The organism is Bradyrhizobium sp. BRP19, from assembly GCF_020194195.1.
Taxonomy (GTDB): domain Bacteria; phylum Pseudomonadota; class Alphaproteobacteria; order Rhizobiales; family Xanthobacteraceae; genus Bradyrhizobium; species Bradyrhizobium yuanmingense.
Genome location: NZ_JADYVZ010000011.1, coordinates 192,342 through 208,747, shown reverse-complemented (window position 1 = coordinate 208,747; position 16,406 = coordinate 192,342). Strand labels below are relative to the sequence as shown.

At 65.5% G+C, this 16,406-nt stretch carries 13 protein-coding genes; 7 read left to right on the top strand and 6 right to left on the bottom strand.

All coding sequences use genetic code 11. The annotated features are described in order from the left end of the window. Window positions 1-5: 5 nt before the first annotated feature. Together I6F36_RS28030 and I6F36_RS28025 are read left to right on the top strand one after the other, a co-directional pair. Entirely contained in the window at window positions 6-923 is a 918-nt protein-coding gene (locus I6F36_RS28030) for a sugar kinase (RefSeq protein WP_225172595.1), read from the top strand. A 97-nt stretch (window positions 924-1,020) separates the two neighbouring features. Continuing rightward, on the top strand, window positions 1,021-1,530 hold the full coding sequence (locus I6F36_RS28025; RefSeq protein ID WP_025032510.1) for an Lrp/AsnC family transcriptional regulator: 510 nt from the start codon (window positions 1,021-1,023) through the stop codon (window positions 1,528-1,530). A 162-nt stretch (window positions 1,531-1,692) separates the two neighbouring features. Here the strand turns inward: I6F36_RS28025 and I6F36_RS28020 are convergent, their stop codons facing one another. The 4 genes from I6F36_RS28020 to I6F36_RS28005 form a co-directional block, all read right to left on the bottom strand. Continuing rightward, complete coding sequence (locus I6F36_RS28020) at window positions 1,693-3,192, bottom strand: phosphomannomutase/phosphoglucomutase (RefSeq protein WP_225172594.1); 1,500 nt, start codon at window positions 3,190-3,192, stop codon at window positions 1,693-1,695. A gap of 193 nt (window positions 3,193-3,385) precedes the next feature. Then, complete coding sequence (locus I6F36_RS28015; RefSeq protein ID WP_225172593.1) at window positions 3,386-3,898, bottom strand: TIGR02281 family clan AA aspartic protease; 513 nt, start codon at window positions 3,896-3,898, stop codon at window positions 3,386-3,388. A gap of 127 nt (window positions 3,899-4,025) precedes the next feature. Then, entirely contained in the window at window positions 4,026-6,500 is a 2,475-nt protein-coding gene (gene hrpB, locus I6F36_RS28010; RefSeq protein ID WP_225172592.1) for an ATP-dependent helicase HrpB, read from the bottom strand. 129 nt (window positions 6,501-6,629) lie between these two features. Then, window positions 6,630-7,946 carry a UDP-glucose/GDP-mannose dehydrogenase family protein gene (locus I6F36_RS28005; RefSeq protein WP_225124314.1) on the bottom strand — a complete coding sequence of 439 codons (1,317 nt, stop codon included), beginning with the start codon at window positions 7,944-7,946 and terminating at the stop codon, window positions 6,630-6,632. Between the two features lie 202 nt (window positions 7,947-8,148). On the opposite strand from I6F36_RS28005, the gene I6F36_RS28000 reads away from it, so the two are divergent. From I6F36_RS28000 to I6F36_RS27990, 3 genes are all read left to right on the top strand, one after another. Continuing rightward, the gene (locus tag I6F36_RS28000; protein WP_225172591.1) at window positions 8,149-9,216 is read left to right on the top strand and encodes an acyltransferase family protein; all 1,068 of its coding nucleotides are present in this window, start codon (window positions 8,149-8,151) and stop codon (window positions 9,214-9,216) included. Window positions 9,217-9,464: 248 nt separating this feature from the next. Continuing rightward, window positions 9,465-12,563 (top strand): DNA polymerase I, encoded by a 3,099-nt coding sequence (polA, locus tag I6F36_RS27995; protein WP_225172590.1) that lies wholly within the window; start codon window positions 9,465-9,467, stop codon window positions 12,561-12,563. Window positions 12,564-12,833: 270 nt separating this feature from the next. Further along, on the top strand, window positions 12,834-13,469 hold the full coding sequence (locus I6F36_RS27990) for a LysE family translocator (RefSeq protein ID WP_225172589.1): 636 nt from the start codon (window positions 12,834-12,836) through the stop codon (window positions 13,467-13,469). A 6-nt stretch (window positions 13,470-13,475) separates the two neighbouring features. Here I6F36_RS27990 and I6F36_RS27985 read toward each other — a convergent pair whose 3' ends face one another. After that, window positions 13,476-14,102 (bottom strand): glutathione S-transferase family protein, encoded by a 627-nt coding sequence (locus I6F36_RS27985; RefSeq protein WP_225172588.1) that lies wholly within the window; start codon window positions 14,100-14,102, stop codon window positions 13,476-13,478. Window positions 14,103-14,286: 184 nt separating this feature from the next. Between I6F36_RS27985 and pyrE the strand changes: the two genes are divergently transcribed. Both pyrE and I6F36_RS27975 read left to right on the top strand, forming a co-directional pair. Beyond that, window positions 14,287-14,850 carry an orotate phosphoribosyltransferase gene (pyrE, locus tag I6F36_RS27980; RefSeq protein WP_036014130.1) on the top strand — a complete coding sequence of 188 codons (564 nt, stop codon included), beginning with the start codon at window positions 14,287-14,289 and terminating at the stop codon, window positions 14,848-14,850. 217 nt (window positions 14,851-15,067) lie between these two features. After that, window positions 15,068-15,871: a DUF2865 domain-containing protein gene (locus tag I6F36_RS27975; RefSeq protein ID WP_036014132.1), complete on the top strand. Its 804-nt coding sequence runs from the start codon at window positions 15,068-15,070 to the stop codon at window positions 15,869-15,871. Between the two features lie 61 nt (window positions 15,872-15,932). Here I6F36_RS27975 and I6F36_RS27970 read toward each other — a convergent pair whose 3' ends face one another. Continuing rightward, window positions 15,933-16,364, bottom strand: coding sequence for a hypothetical protein (locus tag I6F36_RS27970; RefSeq protein ID WP_036026470.1), 432 nt, complete (start codon window positions 16,362-16,364; stop codon window positions 15,933-15,935). Window positions 16,365-16,406 lie beyond the last annotated feature (42 nt).

Below are 16,406 nucleotides of genomic sequence, written 5' to 3'. Positions count from 1 at the left end.
CGACGATGGCCGGGACCGCGCCGCGCATCCTCTGCATCGGCATGCCGGTGCGCGACCTCATCCTGCGCGTCGAGGCCTTGCCCGAACGCGGCAACAAGGCGAACGCCAGCCATCTCGCCGAAGTGTGCGGGGGCAACGCGCTCAACGCTGCGATCGCGATGGCGCGGCTCGGCGGCCGCGTCGCGTTCGGGGGGCCGATGGGCGATGCGCGGGAGACGTCGAGCGCTTTCATTCTCGCGCAGATGGCGCAAGAGGGCATCGAGACCACGCACATCGTGCGCATGCCTGGCCTGAGCACGCCGGTCTCGGCGATCATGATCGAGCCCTCCGGCGAGCGGACGCTCACCATCTATCGCGATCCCGCGCTGTGGACCGTGAGGCTGCCCGAGGCCGATGCGCTTGTCGCCGACTGTCAGGCGGTGCTCGTCGAAAGCCGCTGCGCGGCGTTCGCCACCTCGCTTTGCGCCGAGGCACGCCGGTGCGGCATTCCCGTCATCGTCGGCGTCGACCGCGCGATGGCGCTGCAGGACGGCCTGCTCACGGCCGCCTCGCATCTGCTGTTCGCCAGCGCCGAGCTGCAGGAGACGGCCGGCATCGCTGACGACGGCGCGGCCTTGAAGCGCCTGGCGGAGCTGACGCCCGCCTTCCTCGCGGCCACAAGGGGCCCGCGCGGCGCGATCTGGCTGAACCAGGCTGGCGCGCTGGAGGAAACACCAGCCTTCCCGGTCCAGGCGGTCGATACGCTCGGAGCCGGCGACGTCTTCCATGGCGCATTCGCGCTCGGCCTCGCTGAGGGTAAGGGGTTGCGGGAAGCGATGCGATTCGCCGCGGCCGCCGCGGCGCTGAAATGCACCCGCCATGGCGGCGGCCTGGCGGCCCCACAACGCGTTGAAGTTGAAAGGTTTTTGCGCGATCGTCCGTAGAGCGATTCCATGGAAGCGCCGAGATTATGGGCTTGCTGTGGAAAGATTTTCTCTATATCAGGGAAATCTGCCCCTGAAATGAAACAAAGTTCTTCAAATGACTGATGTCGCCGTCCAAATTCCCGAGACCAGCCGCCGCCTCGACGCCATCGACCGCAAGATCCTGATGGTGCTCCAGGAAGACGCCTCCCTTTCCGTCGCCGAGATCGGCGACCGGGTCGGCCTGTCCTCGACCCCCTGCTGGAAGCGCATCCAGCGCCTGGAGGCCGACGGCGTGATCATCAAGCGCGTCGCGCTCGTCGACCAGAACAAGATCGGGCTCGGCATCTCCGTGTTCGTGTCGGTCGAGAGCTCCGATCATTCGGATGCCTGGCTGAAACGGTTCGCCGAGGCCGTCAGCGCCATGCCGGAGGTGATGGAGTTCTATCGCATGGCTGGCGACGTCGATTACATGCTGCGCGTCGTGGTCGCCGACATGCAGGCCTATGACGTGTTCTACAAGAAGCTGATCAGCGCCGTGCCGCTGAAGAACGTCACCTCGCGCTTCGCGATGGAGAAGATCAAGTCGGTGACGGCGCTACCGATCCCGGCGGTGGTGGCGGCTTAATTTACGCCACACGGAAAGTGTCATCGCCCGATTTAATCGGGCGATCCAGTGTTCCAGAGACGCCGGTGATAGAATCGAGAAGCCGCGGGGTACTGGATGCCCCGGTCAAGCCGGGGCATGACAGCGGAGCGAGAGGGACGGATCGCCTCTCTCAGGTGCTCCTCAAATCTTCTGATTGTACTCGCCGACTTCGGGATGCGTGCGCAGCACGCTGTTCACCATCTCGAACATGTCGTGCATGCGCTGCTCCGAGACCGGGCTTTCGACCACGACGACGAGCTCGGGCTTGTTGGACGAGGCGCGCACCAGGCCCCAGCTGCCGTCCTCGACCGTGACGCGCACGCCGTTGACGGTGACGAGATCGCGGATCGCCTGCCCCCCGATCTTCGCACCCTTTGCTTGCAGGCCTTCGAAGTGCTTCACCACCTTGTCGATGACGCCGTATTTGGTCTCGTCGGCGCAATGCGGCGACATGGTCGGCGACGACCAGGTCTTCGGCAGCGCGTTCTTCAGATCGGCCATCGACTTGCCGGGCGCGCGGTCGAGCATGTCGCAGATCGCGAGCGCCGAGACCAGGCCGTCGTCATAGCCGCGGCCATAGGGCTTGTTGAAGAAGAAGTGGCCGGACTTCTCGAAGCCCGCGAGCGCGCCGGTCTCGTTGGTGCGGCGCTTCATGTAGGAATGACCGGTCTTCCAATAGGCGGTCTTCGCGCCCTGCTTCTGCAGCACGGGATCGGTGATGAACAGGCCGGTGGACTTCACGTCGACGATGAACTGCGCGTCCTTGTGGATCGCCGACATGTCGCGCGCCAGCATCACGCCGACCTTGTCGGCAAAGATCTCCTCACCGGTGTTGTCGACCACGCCGCAGCGGTCGCCGTCACCGTCGAAACCAAGGCCGACATCGGCCTTGTGCTGCAACACCGCGTCGCGGATCGCGTGCAGCATCTCCATGTCTTCCGGATTCGGATTGTATTTCGGGAAGGTGTGGTCGAGCTCGGTGTCGAGCGGGATCACCTCGCAGCCGATCGCTTCCAGCACCTGCGGCGCGAACGCACCGGCGGTGCCGTTGCCGCAGGCCGCGACCACCTTGAGCTTGCGCTTGAGCTTCGGACGAGAGGTGAGGTCGGCGATGTAGCGCGCCGGATAGTTCTCGTGGAACTGGTAGGAGCCCCCGGCCTTGTTCTTGAATTCCGCGTTCAGGACGATCTCCTTCAGCCGCGTCATCTCGTCAGGGCCGAAGGTCAGCGGGCGGTTGGCGCCCATCTTCACGCCGGTCCAGCCATTGTCGTTGTGGGAGGCCGTAACCATCGCAACGGCGGGCACGTCGAGATCGAACTGCGCGAAATAGGCCATCGGCGTCACCGCAAGACCGATATCGTGCACCTTGCAGCCCGCCGCCATCAGGCCGGAGATCAGCGCGTATTTGATCGAGGCCGAGTAGCCGCGGAAATCGTGGCCGGTGACGATCTCTTGGCGGACGCCGAGCTCGGCGATCAGCGCGCCGAGCCCCATGCCGAGCGCCTGCACACCCATCAGGTTGATTTCCTTCTGGAACAACCAGCGCGCGTCGTATTCGCGAAAGCCCGTCGGCTTCACCATCGGCTCGGATTCGAAGGCGTAGGTGTTGGGCAACAATACGGATTTCGGCTTCGGGAACATTGAGTCGGTCTCGTGAAAGGGGGGGCGGGAGTTGCTGCAGGCTTAGCGAATGCCAAACCGCAGCGAAAGGCGGGAATGAAGGCTTATGGCCGATAATTGCGGCAGTTTGGTAACGAAGAAACGTTACCGGAAGGGCGGCCGGAGCAAGAATATCTTCTTGAAATTGACGACCGCGCGGTCGCGCGGCTCGCCTCTACTGCTCCAGCACCATCTGCCCGTTGGCGTACTCAAAACGCTTCAGGCGGGACAGGAAGGAGAGGCCGAGCAGGTTCTCCGACAGCGCCTCGTCTGGCAGGACCATGGCATCGACGTCGCGCACGATGAGACCGCCGACGTCGAGCATGGCGATGCGCGTGCGCGCGGCCTTGATGGTGCCGTTGGCGGTGGAGACGGTGGCGTTGTACTCGCCGCGCGAGGGACGGAGACCAAACCGGGCGGCCGAGGTCTCGTTCAGCGCAACGACGGAGGCGCCGGTATCGATCATGAAGCCGATGCGCTGGCCGTCGATCCGGCCCTCGGTCTGGAAATGACCGCGGCCGTCACGGCCAATGGCCAGGCTGCGGCCGCCGGCCGGCGCTGTGGCCGCGACTGCGACCGTCGTGCGCGGCACTGACGTGGCGGAAGCCGAGCTCATCTTGTCCGCCATCTGCGCCATGAAGGTGCCGAGGCCGATCATAACGGCCGCGATGATCATAATGTTACGCATCACACCACTTCCGAGCCGAAAGCTCGATTTCATCACGCGACGAGGCCGGCGGCGAGCGCAGGCACGCCGGGGCTCCTGTCATTTTGACGAAAAGGATGAGCGGAGGGTTAATGCCGGTTGCGAGTTCTCACGTCCCGCGCGGCTTCGCCCGCCTTGTCGGCACGGCGCTCGCGGGATCGTCGGGCCAGGGTTGACGCGGGTAGCGGCCGCGCAGGTCGGAACGGACGGCGGCGTAGCTGCCGCGCCAGAAGCCGGGCAGATCGCGCGTCACCTGCACCGGACGCTGGGCCGGCGACAGCAATTCCAGCACCAGCGGCACCTTGCCGGCGGCGATCGAGGGATGGGTGTTGAGGCCGAACAATTCCTGCAGCCGGACCGCGATGGTCGGCCCCTGCTCGGCCTCGTAGTCGATCGCGAGCACGCTCCCCGTAGGCGCCTCGAAATGCGTCGGCGCCTCGCGGTCGAGCCGCGCGCGCATCTCCCACGGTAACAGCGCCATCAGGGCATCGGAGAGATCGCCCGCGGAGATGTCCTTGAGCGCGATCTTGTCGTAGAGCGCCGGCACCAGCCAATCATCGCGCCGCGCGATCAGGCCGTCTTCCGACAGGTCGGGCCAGCTGTCGCCCTCGGCCTTGCGCAGGAACATCACGCGATCACGCCATTGCTTGGCGGCCTTCGACCAGGGCAGCCGGTCGAGGCCGGCCGCAATCAGTCCTTCGGCAAAGATGCGCGCGGTCTCCTCCGAGGGCGACACTGAAAGCGTCGCCTCGGACAGGGTGATTGCGTGCAGCACGCGCCTGCGCCGCGCCCGCAGCGCCATCGCGCCGCGATCAAAGGAGATCTCGTCGGCGGTCTCGATATGCTCGGCGAAATGCCGCTCGATCTCGTCCTCGGCGATTTGCGCGGCGAGCAAGATGCGTCCGCTCGCCGCCGTCCCCGTCATCTCACCGATCGCAATGTAGGGCGCACGGGCGAGTGAGGAGGTCTGCTCGACAGAGGCGCCGCGACCGTTGGCCAGCACGAAGCTGCCATTGCCGCGATTGCGCGCGACGCGGTCCGGGAACGCATAGGCGAGCATCAGGCCGGTCGAGAGATCCTCCTGCTGCGCCACCTTCTCCGACGCCGCGACCTGCGAAGCCCAGCGGTGCGCGAGATCGCGCGCGCTTGCCGCGCGTGGTGAGCGGTCGCGGCGGAACTGGTCGCGGCGGTGCTCGAGATCGACGCTGTCGCCGCCAAGGCCGCGCTCGGTGATGATGGCCGCGATCTCGGCGGCGGCCTGGCCCTCGCCGGCGCGATGCGAATCCACGATCATGCGCGCCAGCCGAGGCGGCAGCGCCAGCGCACGCAAGCTCTTGCCTTCGGCGGTGATGCGGCCGTCGCCGTCGAGCGCGTTTAGCTCGCTCAGCAGGCTCTTGGCTTCCTTCCAGGCCGGCTGCGGCGGCGGATCGAGGAACGATAGAGCCGCGGGATCGCTGACGCCCCATTGCGCCAGATCGAGCACCAGCGAGGACAGGTCGGCGCTGAGGATTTCCGGCTGGGTGTACGGCGCGAGCGATGCGGTCTGCGGCTCGTCCCAGAGCCGGTAGCAGACGCCGGGCTCGGTGCGGCCGGCACGGCCGCGGCGCTGGTCCACCGCCGCGCGCGAGGCGCGCACGGTCTCGAGCCGGGTCAGGCCGATATCGGGTTCATAGCGCGGCACGCGGGCAAGACCGCTATCGACGACGATACGCACGCCCTCGATGGTGAGCGAGGTCTCCGCGATCGAGGTTGCCAGCACCACCTTGCGCGTGCCCTTGGGTGCCGGCGCGATGGCGCGATCCTGCACGGCGGCATCGAGCGCGCCGAACAGCGGCACGATCTCGACGGAGGCGTCCTGCACGCGCTCGGAGAGGAAATTCTGCGTGCGGCGGATCTCGGCGGCGCCTGGCAGGAAGGCCAGCACCGAGCCGCTATCGGCGCGCAGCGCAGATGCGATCGCATCCGCCATCTGCCGCTCGATCGGCGCGTCCGCCTTGCGGCCGAGATAGCGTGTCTCGACCGGAAACGCACGGCCCTCGCTCTCGACGACGGGGGCATCGCCGAGCAGCCTTGCCACCCGCGCACCGTCGAGCGTCGCCGACATCACCAGGATGCGCAAATCCTCGCGCAAGCCGGTTTGCGCATCACGCGCCAGCGCGAGGCCCATGTCGGCGTCGAGCGAGCGCTCGTGGAATTCGTCGAACAGGATCGCGGCAACGCCTGTTAGTTCGGGATCGTCGAGGATCTGGCGGGTGAAGATGCCCTCGGTCACCACCTCGATGCGCGTCGCGCGCGAGATCTTCGAGCCGAAGCGGACACGATAGCCGACGGTTTCGCCGGCGCGCTCGCCGAGCGATTTGGCCATGCGGTCGGCGCTGGCGCGCGCGGCGATGCGGCGCGGCTCCAGCACGATGATCTTCTTGTCCTTGGCCCAGGGCGCATCGAGCAAGGCCAGCGGCACGCGCGTGGTCTTGCCGGCGCCGGGAGGGGCCACCAGCACTGCGGCGTTGCTAGCCTCCAGCGTACGCGACAAATCGACGAGCACGGCATCGATCGGGAGGGGCGTGTCGAAGCTGCGGGGCAAGGAAACATCCGGTCGTCATGCCCGGCCTTGTGCCGGGCATCCACGTTCTTTCAGGCGAGAGTGAACAAGACGTGGATGGCCGGGACAAGCCCGGCCATGACGATTTCGTTGAACGAGAATATGCAGCAATCAGCCCTGCACCGGCGGGCGCCCGACGCTTTCGTAGACGAAGCCCGCGGCTTCCATGTCTTCGGGGCGGTAGATGTTGCGGAGGTCGACGACGATCGGCTGCGCCATGGTCGCCTTCAACCGGTCGAGATCGAGCGCGCGGAACTGGACCCATTCGGTGACGATGACGAGCGCGTCGGCGCCTTGCGCGCAGGCATAGGCGTCCTCGCAATAGGTGATATCGGGCAATTCGCCCTTGGCCTGCTCCATGCCGACGGGATCGAACGCCTTCACCTTCGCGCCCATGTCGATCAGGCCTGTTACCAGCGGGATCGACGGCGCATCACGCATGTCGTCGGTGTCGGGCTTGAAGGTGAGGCCGAGCACCGCAACGGTCTTGCCGCGCAGATTGCCGCCGAGCGCCTGGCTCACCTTGCGCGCCATCGCGCGCTTGCGGTTCTCGTTGACCGCCAGCACCGATTCGACGATGCGCAAGGAGACGTCGTAGTCCTGCGCGATCTTGATCAGAGCCTTCGTGTCCTTCGGGAAGCACGAGCCGCCGAAGCCGGGACCGGCATGCAGGAATTTCGTGCCGATGCGGTTGTCGAGCCCGATGCCGCGCGCGACCTCCTGAACGTTGGCGCCGGCCTTCTCGGACAGATCGGCGATCTCGTTGATGAAGGTGATCTTGGTCGCGAGGAACGCGTTGGCGGCGTATTTGATCATCTCGGCGGTGCGGCGCGCGGTGAACATCAGCGGCGCCTGGTTCAGCGACAGCGGACGGTAGATGTCGCCCATCACCTTGCGGCCGCGCTCGTCGGAGGTGCCGACCACGATGCGATCCGGGAATTTGAAATCGCGGATCGCCGCACCCTCGCGCAGGAACTCAGGGTTCGAGGCGACAACCACGTCGGCCTTGGGATTGGCCTCGCGGATGATGCGCTCGACCTCGTCGCCGGTGCCGACCGGCACGGTCGATTTCGTCACCACCACGGTGAAGCCGGAAAGCGACTGCGCGATCTCTTTCGCGGCGGCGTAGACGTAAGACAGGTCGGCGTGTCCGTCGCCGCGGCGCGAGGGCGTGCCGACCGCGATGAACACGGCATCGGCATCGGCGACCGGCTGCTTCAGGTCGGTGGTGAAGTCGAGCCGCTTGGCTTTCACGTTGTTCGCGACCAGCTCGTCGAGGCCAGGCTCGTAGATCGGGATCTCGCCGCGATGGAGTGCCGCGATCTTCCTCTCGTCCTTGTCGACGCAGGTGACGTCGTGGCCGAAATCCGCAAAGCAGGCGCCGGACACCAATCCCACATAGCCCGTGCCGATCATCGCAATTCGCATGAAAAATCCTGTTCCAGCTTGGTTAACGGACGTCCAACTCAGCCCAATCCGGGGCGGTTTAGCATTTTCCCGAGGCCATGGAACAGTCCGCATGCAAAAACCGGCCCGCGATTTGAACCGGTAAAGAAGTCGGAAACTACTGGGCTCCAAACTGCCCCAGGCCCGCACAGGCACGGGCGGAACGCGCTCGAAAAGGGACACCATGGCACGATCAGGCACAATCGCGGCGGCCAGCCCCTCCACGGCCGCTTCGGGCGCGCGTATCGACTGGGTCGACTACGCCAAGGGCATCTGCATCGTCATGGTGGTGATGATGCATTCGGTGCTGGGGGTGGAGCTTGCCGCCGGGCAGACCGGGTTCATGCACGCGCTCGTAGCCTTCGCAAAGCCGTTCCGGATGCCGGATTTCTTTCTGATTTCGGGCTTGTTCCTGTCTCTGGTGATCGATCGGGACTGGCGAACCTATCTCGACCGCAAGGTGGTGCATTTCGCCTATTTTTATGTCGTCTGGGTGACAATCCAATTTGGCTTCAAGGCCCCGGCCTTTGCGGCCGAGACCAGCTGGCAGCATGTTGGCCTGCTGTATCTCGAATCTTTCATCGAGCCGTTCGGCACGCTGTGGTTCATCTATCTGTTGCCGGTCTTCTTCGTCGTCACGAAACTGACACGCAAGGTCCCATCGCTCGCGGTCTGGCTCGTCGCCGCCGCGCTGGAGACCGCGCACATCACGACCGGCTGGACCGCCATCGACGAGTTCTGCGCACGCTTCGTCTATTTCTATTCGGGCTATTTGTTCGCGCCCTACGTGTTCGCCCTGTCGGACCGGGCGCGGAAGCATCCGGCGCTGGCGCTTGCAGCGCTCGCTGCCTGGGCGCTGATCAATGCCGGCCTCGTCGCAGCGGGCGCCAGCGAGTGGGCGATCGTCTCGCTCGCGCTCGGCTTCGCCGGCGCCTGCGCCATCATCGCGGCGGGCACGCTGCTCGCGCGGGCGCACTGGCTCAACTTCCTCCGCTTCTGCGGCGAGCATTCGATCGTGATCTATCTCGCCTTCTTCCTGCCGATGGCGGCGACGCGGACGCTGCTGCTGCGCACGGGCATCATTCCTGATATCGGCACGGTGTCGCTGCTCGTCACTATCGCCGGCGTGCTTGGATCGCTTGTGATCTGGCAGGCCGCGTTGCGACTTAATGCGCGCTTCCTGTTCGAGCGGCCGGAGGCATTCTGGATCGCGCCGAAGAAGCCTGGCGTGCGATTGCAGGCGGCCGAGTAGCGCTCCCTCCCCGAGGCCATCCCCATAGTGTGCAATTGCGCACGGGGCGGGGATCCATAACCCCAGGAAGCGGTTATGGCGGGAGATGGCAACCCCGAGTCTTCGCAAAACTACATCCTGTGGCTATGGGTCCCGGATCTGCGCGCGCTTAGGGCGCGCTTGTCCGGGACGACGATGGTGTGGGAATCGCGCCAAAAATCCGCTGCCCAAGGCTGTCAAAGCCCGCAAAAATTCATACATTGCGGCCCATGCCCAAAACCTCGCCGAAGACATCTCCGAAGACCAGCGCCAAAGCCGACACCACAGCCGCGCCCAAGGCGGCCACTGACACCAAGCCTGTTGCCAAAGCTGCGACAGCTGCTGCCAAACCGGTCGCGGCAAAGGCGGCCGGAAAGGGCGACCACGTCTTCCTGGTCGATGGTTCCTCCTACATCTTCCGCGCCTATCACGCGCTGCCGCCGCTGAACCGCAAATCCGACGGGCTCCAGGTCAACGCCGTGCTCGGCTTCTGCAACATGCTGTGGAAGCTGCTCCGCGAGATGCCCGAGGACAATCGGCCGACGCATCTGGCCATCATCTTCGATAAGTCGGAGATCACCTTCCGCAACAAGATCTATCCGGACTACAAGGCGCACCGGCCGCCGGCCCCCGACGATCTCATTCCGCAATTCGCGCTGATCCGCGAAGCCGTGCGCGCCTTCGACCTGCCCTGCCTGGAACAGATCGGCTTCGAGGCCGACGATCTCATCGCGACCTATGTGCGCCAAGCCTGCGAGCGCGGCGCCAGCGCCACCATCGTGTCGTCAGATAAGGACCTGATGCAGCTCGTCACCGATTGCGTCACGATGTACGACACCATGAAGGACCGCCGCATCGGCATATCAGAGGTGATCGAGAAGTTCGGCGTGCCGCCGAACAAGGTGGTCGAGGTGCAGGCGCTCGCGGGCGATTCCACCGACAACGTGCCGGGCGTACCCGGCATCGGCATCAAGACCGCGGCGCAACTGATCACCGAATATGGCGATCTCGACCAATTGCTGTTCCGCGCCGGCGAGATCAAGCAGCCCAAGCGGCGCGAGGCGCTGCTCGAGAACGCGGAGAAGGCGCGCATCTCGCGGCAGCTCGTGCTGCTCGACGACAAGGTCGAGCTGGAGGTGCCGCTGGACGACCTCGCCGTCCACGAGCCCGACGCGCGCAAGCTGATCGCCTTCCTCAAGGCGATGGAGTTCACGACGCTGACGCGGCGCGTCGCCGAATATGCGCAGATCGATCCCGCCAATATCGATGCCGATCCCGGCTATGCCAGCGGCGCCAGCGTGTTCACGACGTTGCCGCCCTCGGACGTGGTGCCCACACCGGGCACGGGAACTCCGGCGCCGGCCCGGCCGAACCAGCCCAACAAGTCGGCAGGCAAGGAGGACAAGGCTGCGAGCCCGAAGGGGGCACCGATCTCCCTCGCCGCCGCGCGCGAAGAGGCGCTGCGCAAGCTTCCTGTCGATCGAGGCAAATACCAGACCATCAAGACGCTGAAGGAGCTCGACGCCTTCATTGCGCGCATCCATGACGCCGGCCATGTCGCGATCGAGACAAGAGCGAGCTCGATCGATCCGATGCAGGCCGATCTCTGCGGCATCGCGCTGGCACTGGCGCCGAACGAGGCCTGCTACGTGCCGCTGGCGCACAAGCAATCCGGCGGCGGCGCCGGCCTGTTCGATGCCGGCCTCGCGCCGGACCAGGTCAAGCATGACGACGCGCTGCAAGCGCTGCGGCCGGTGCTGGAATCGGCGGGCATCCTCAAGATCGGCTTCGACGTCAAGTTCACGGCCGTGATGCTGGCGCAGCACGGCATCACCCTGCGCAACATCGACGATGCGCTGCTGATCTCCTACGTGCTCGATGCCGGCCGCGGCTCGCATGCGCTGGAATCGTTGTCGGAGCGCTGGTTCGGCCATGCCATGCTGAAGGACAGCGAGCTGCTCGGCAGCGGCAAGGGCAAGATCACCTTCGACCAGGTGCCGATCGACAAGGCCGCACCGCTGTCAGCCGAAAGCGTCGACATCGCGTTGCGGGTGTGGCGCGTGCTGAAGCCGCGCCTGGTTTCCGAGCACATGAGTGCGGTCTACGAGACGCTGGAGCGGCCGCTGGTCTCCGTGCTTGCGCGTATGGAGCGGCGCGGCATCTCGATCGATCGCCAGGTGCTGTCGCGTCTGTCCGGCGACTTCGCCCAGACCGCAGCGCGCGTCGAGGCCGAGATCCAGGAGATCGCGGGCGAGCCGGTCAATGTCGGCAGCCCCAAGCAGATCGGCGACATCCTGTTCGGTAAGATGGGATTGCCTGGCGGCACCAAGACCAAGACCGGCGCGTGGTCGACCACCGCACAGGTGCTCGACGAGCTCGCCGAGCAGGGCCACGACTTCCCGAAGAAGATTCTGGAGTGGCGCCAGGTCTCCAAGCTGAAATCGACCTACACCGACGCGCTGCCGACCTACGTCAACCCGCAGACCCACCGCGTGCACACCACCTACGCGCTGGCTGCGACCACGACGGGGCGCTTGTCGTCGAACGAGCCGAACCTGCAGAACATTCCGGTGCGTACCGAGGACGGCCGCAAGATCCGCCGCGCCTTCATCGCCACGCCCGGGCACAAGCTGGTCTCGGCCGATTATTCACAGATCGAGCTGCGGCTGCTGGCCGAGATCGCCGACATTCCGGTGCTGAAGCAGGCGTTCCGCGATGGGCTCGACATTCACGCCATGACCGCGTCGGAAATGTTCGGTGTGCCGATCAAGGGCATGCCGAGCGAGATCCGCCGCCGCGCGAAAGCGATCAATTTTGGCATCATCTACGGCATCTCCGCCTTCGGCCTCGCCAACCAGCTCGGCATCGCGCGCGAGGAAGCCTCCGCCTACATCAAGAAGTATTTCGAGCGGTTCCCCGGCATCCGCGCCTATATGGACGAGACGCGCGATTTCTGCCGCAACCACGGCTACGTCACCACGCTGTTCGGCCGCAAGTGCCACTACCCCGACATCAAGGCTTCGAATGCCTCGGTGCGCGCCTTCAACGAGCGCGCCGCGATCAACGCGCGGCTTCAGGGCACCGCCGCCGACATCATCCGCCGCGCCATGACCCGCGTGGAGGATGCGCTGGCCGCGAGGAAGCTGTCGGCGCAGATGCTGCTCCAGGTGCACGACGAATTGATCTTCGAGGTGCCGGACGACGAGGTCGAGGCAACGCTCCCCGTCGTGCAGAAGGTGATGCAGGATGCGCCGTTCCCGGCCGTGCTGCTCTCGGTGCCGCTGCATGTCGACGCCCGCGCCGCGAACAATTGGGACGAGGCGCACTAGCGCACTTCCTTACCTCTCCCCGCTTGCGGGGAGAGGTCGGATCGCCCTTCCGATCCGGGTGAGGGGGTGCAGGTCTATCGACGACCGCCCGTGTGGAGAAAGCCCCTCACCCCAACCCTCTCAGGGCGAGCGAAGCTCGTCCCGGCCCCGTAAGAACCGGGGCGAGGGAGCACACCGGCGCAAGACCTCGATTGTCCTCCGAGCAATTGCGCGATGGCCGCGCGATCCCGCGCGTATTAGAACGTTTGCATCTCCCGCACCGGTTCAACCATGCCCCACACCTCCGCCTTGCTCGGCTTCGCCCTCGTCAGCCTCGGCCTCGTGCTCACGCCGGGACCGAACATGATCTACCTGATCTCGCGCTCGATCACGCAAGGCGGCGCGGCCGGCATCGTCTCGCTCGGCGGCGTGGCGCTCGGCTTCGTGTTCTACATGCTGTGCGCGGCGTTCGGTATCACGGCGCTGTTGCTCGCCATTCCTTTCGCCTATGACGCGCTGCGCTTTGCCGGTGCCGGCTATTTGCTGTGGCTCGCCTGGCAGGCGGTGAAGCCGGGCGGACGCTCGCCGTTCCAGGTGAGGAAGTTCGCGGTCGACAGCCCGCGCAAATTGTTCGTGATGGGCTTCATCACCAACCTGCTCAACCCGAAGATCGCGATGCTGTATCTGGCGCTGCTGCCGCAATTCATCGATCCCGCGGCGGGCAGCGTGCTGACGCAGTCTGTGGTGCTGGGCGCGATCCAGATCGCGATCAGCGTCAGCGTCAACGCGATGATCGCGCTCGCCGCCGGATCGATCGCGCTGTTCCTGGTGAACCGGCCGAGCTGGATGCTGGTGCAACGCTGGCTGATGGGCACCGTGCTGGCCGGGCTCGCGGTGCGGATGGCGGTAGAAGCGAAGAGGGTGTGAAGAAGCTCAATCCAGCTTCGCCTCCATCCCCCGCTTCACGGCCGGGCGCGCCATCAGGGCCTCGTACCAGCGCTTGACGTTGGGGAAGTCGGCCAGATCAACCTTGTGGCGAGGATGGCGCCAGGCCCAGCCCAGGATGGCAAAATCGGCAACCGAGAGCTCGCCGGCGACGAAGTCGCGCCCCTCCAGGCGGCGGTCGAGCACGCCGTAGAGCCGGCGGGTCTCGGCCATGAAGCGCTTCAGGCCGTAGGCCCGGTCCTGCTCGTTCTCGAGTGCGATGAAATGGTGTACCTGGCCGGGCATCGGGCCGAAGCCGCCCATCTGCCACATCAGCCATTCGTAGACCGGAATGCGCTGGATAAGCGATTTCGGCAGGAATTTGCCGGTCTTTTCGCCGAGATAGAGCAGGATCGCGCCGGATTCGAAGATGCTGACGGGCTTGCCCTCAGGCCCCCCGGGGTCGACGATCGCGGGGATCTTGTTGTTGGGCGAGAGCTTGAGGAACTCGGGCGCCATCTGCTCGCCCTTGGTGATGTTCACCGGGATCACCTTATAGGGCAGCCCCATCTCCTCCAGCGCGACCGAGATCTTGCGGCCGTTCGGCGTGTTCCAGGTATAGAGCTCGATGGTCATTCCGTGTCCTTCCCCAAGAGGCTTGCCCGAAGGCTTGCCCCCTCACCTACTCCAGAAGGTTGCGCCCTCACAACCTTTGGGCCGGGATGGCCGATCCCTGTTGACGGGAGACGCCCCCTCTGGAATGTCGCGTCGGTCGCGGATAAATTCCGCCCCCACCAAAAACGCTGTTTGAGGGACCGCCGTGTCGAAATCCGCCTCCCGCGCCCGCCTGTTCGAGATCATCCGCCGGCGCTCATTCGGCCGCGGCGAGGTGACGCTCGCGTCGGGCCGCAAGAGCGATTTCTACTTCAACCTCAAGCCGACCATGCTCGACCCCGAGGGCGCAACGCTGCTCGCCGAGCTGACTTACGAGGCGCTCAAGGACGACCAGCTCGATTTCATCGGCGGTCTCGAGATGGGCGCGGTGCCGCTCGCCGGCGCGCTGGCGCAGATCTCCTGGATCAAGGGTCATCCGATCGCGGCCTTCTTCGTGCGCAAGAAGCCGAAGGAGCACGGCGCGAAGCTCGCGATCGAGGGCCTGCCCAAGGGCGAGACGCTGGCGGGCAAGCGCGTCGTGATCGTCGAGGACGTCACCACCACGGGCGGCTCGGCGATGAAGGCGGTGGAATCGGTGCGCGAGGCCGGGGCCAATGTCGTGCTGGTGCTGACCATGGTCGATCGCGAGGAAGGCGCCACCGACACGTTCGGTGCGGCTGGCCTGCCGTTCCGCTCGCTGTACAAGGCGTCGGAATTCTTGAAGGGGTGAAGTGGCGGAAATTTCTCCGCCGTCGTGCCTCAATGTGTCCCGGTAGCAACCACCCGTCCAAAGCTGCGCCCGGCCTTAAAGAGGCCACCGCCTCGTCTTGAAACCGCCTACGCTCAACTGCTCATTTACCATCCCGCTTTATGGTGAATCGTGTGCTGAGATCGCTCGGTCCCAGCCGATTCAGTAGCGTCGGGTGGAGTAAGCATTGCGTACAGTCATGTCCCATGCGCGCCGGCGGCGTCGCGCTTCGCTTGTGGCCGCCATGCTGGCAGCGCCGCTGCTGGCGGCGCCGACCTCGGTTGCAGCCGAAGGCCTGTTCGATTTCCTCTTCGGCGGAATGCAGCAGCGGCCGCAGCGCGAGGTGCCGCCGGCGAACTCCCACGTCGATCCCTTCAGCAGCCAGCAGAATGGCGCCACGCCGCAATATGTGCCGCCGACCCGCTCGGCCGCGGCCGGTGGCTCGGGACCGGCCTTCTGCGTACGCAGTTGCGACGGGAAATACTTTCCGCTGATGCGCGGTCTCGTCTCACCCGCGCAGATGTGTCAGGCGTTCTGTCCTGCCAGCGCGACCAAGGTCTATTTCGGCTCGTCGATCGACGGTGCCTATTCACAGACCGGCGAGCGCTACGCCGACAGCGAGAACGCGTTCGCCTACCGCAAGGCGCTGCGCGCCGACTGCACCTGCAACGGCCGTGAACCCGTCGGTCTTGCCCCGGTCGACCTTGCGCTGGATTCCTCCCTGAAGGCCGGCGACGTGATCGCCACCAGCGACGGCCTCGTCGCCTATACCGGCGTCCGCGTCGGCAACGACCAGGCTGCGGACTTCACCCCGGTTGCCTCCTATCCCGGCCTCACCGCGCAGGTTCGAGCGCGGCTCGGCGAGATGAAGGTGGCGCCGGTGCGCGCCGAGACGGTGTCGGCAGATGCGCCAGCGTCAAACGAGATCGTGCGCGAGCCGCTGCCGGACGTGACAGTGCCGAAGACCGCCGCGAAGCCGGCGAAGCGGGCGGGGTTGGAGTAAGCCTCACCTGTAACCACACCGTCATTGCGAGCGTAGCGAAGCAATGACGGAATTTGCGGCACTACCTCCCGATGATCACGCCGATCACATTCGGCGCCGCCAGATATTTCTCCTCGATCGCGGCGCGCGCGGAGGCGCGGTTCTCCGGCGTCAGGAGGCCGCGCTTCTCGGCCAGGATCATCCAGCAGAAGCCCCACCAATCGGTCAGCATGCCCTGGTCGCCGACGAGGTCATAGCCCTGCTCCGCCGCGAAGATGCGCGCATGCGCTTCGTCCAGCGTGTCGAGAAACAGATGATCCTCGGACGAGAACAGATCGTCGCTGACATCGTCGATGGTGTAGCCCCAGATCGACTGGCACACCGCGTTGAACTCGCGGTCGAACTGGTCGTCATCGACCCTCTGGCGCCGCGCGGCCTGATGCAGCCGTGACAGCGAGCGCGCGAAATCGGCGATCCGGGTGAGGGCAAACTGGTCGAAGGCAATGGTGGACATGTAGTCCTCGCAAAGTCGGACAGACGCTAGATATTGTATCGG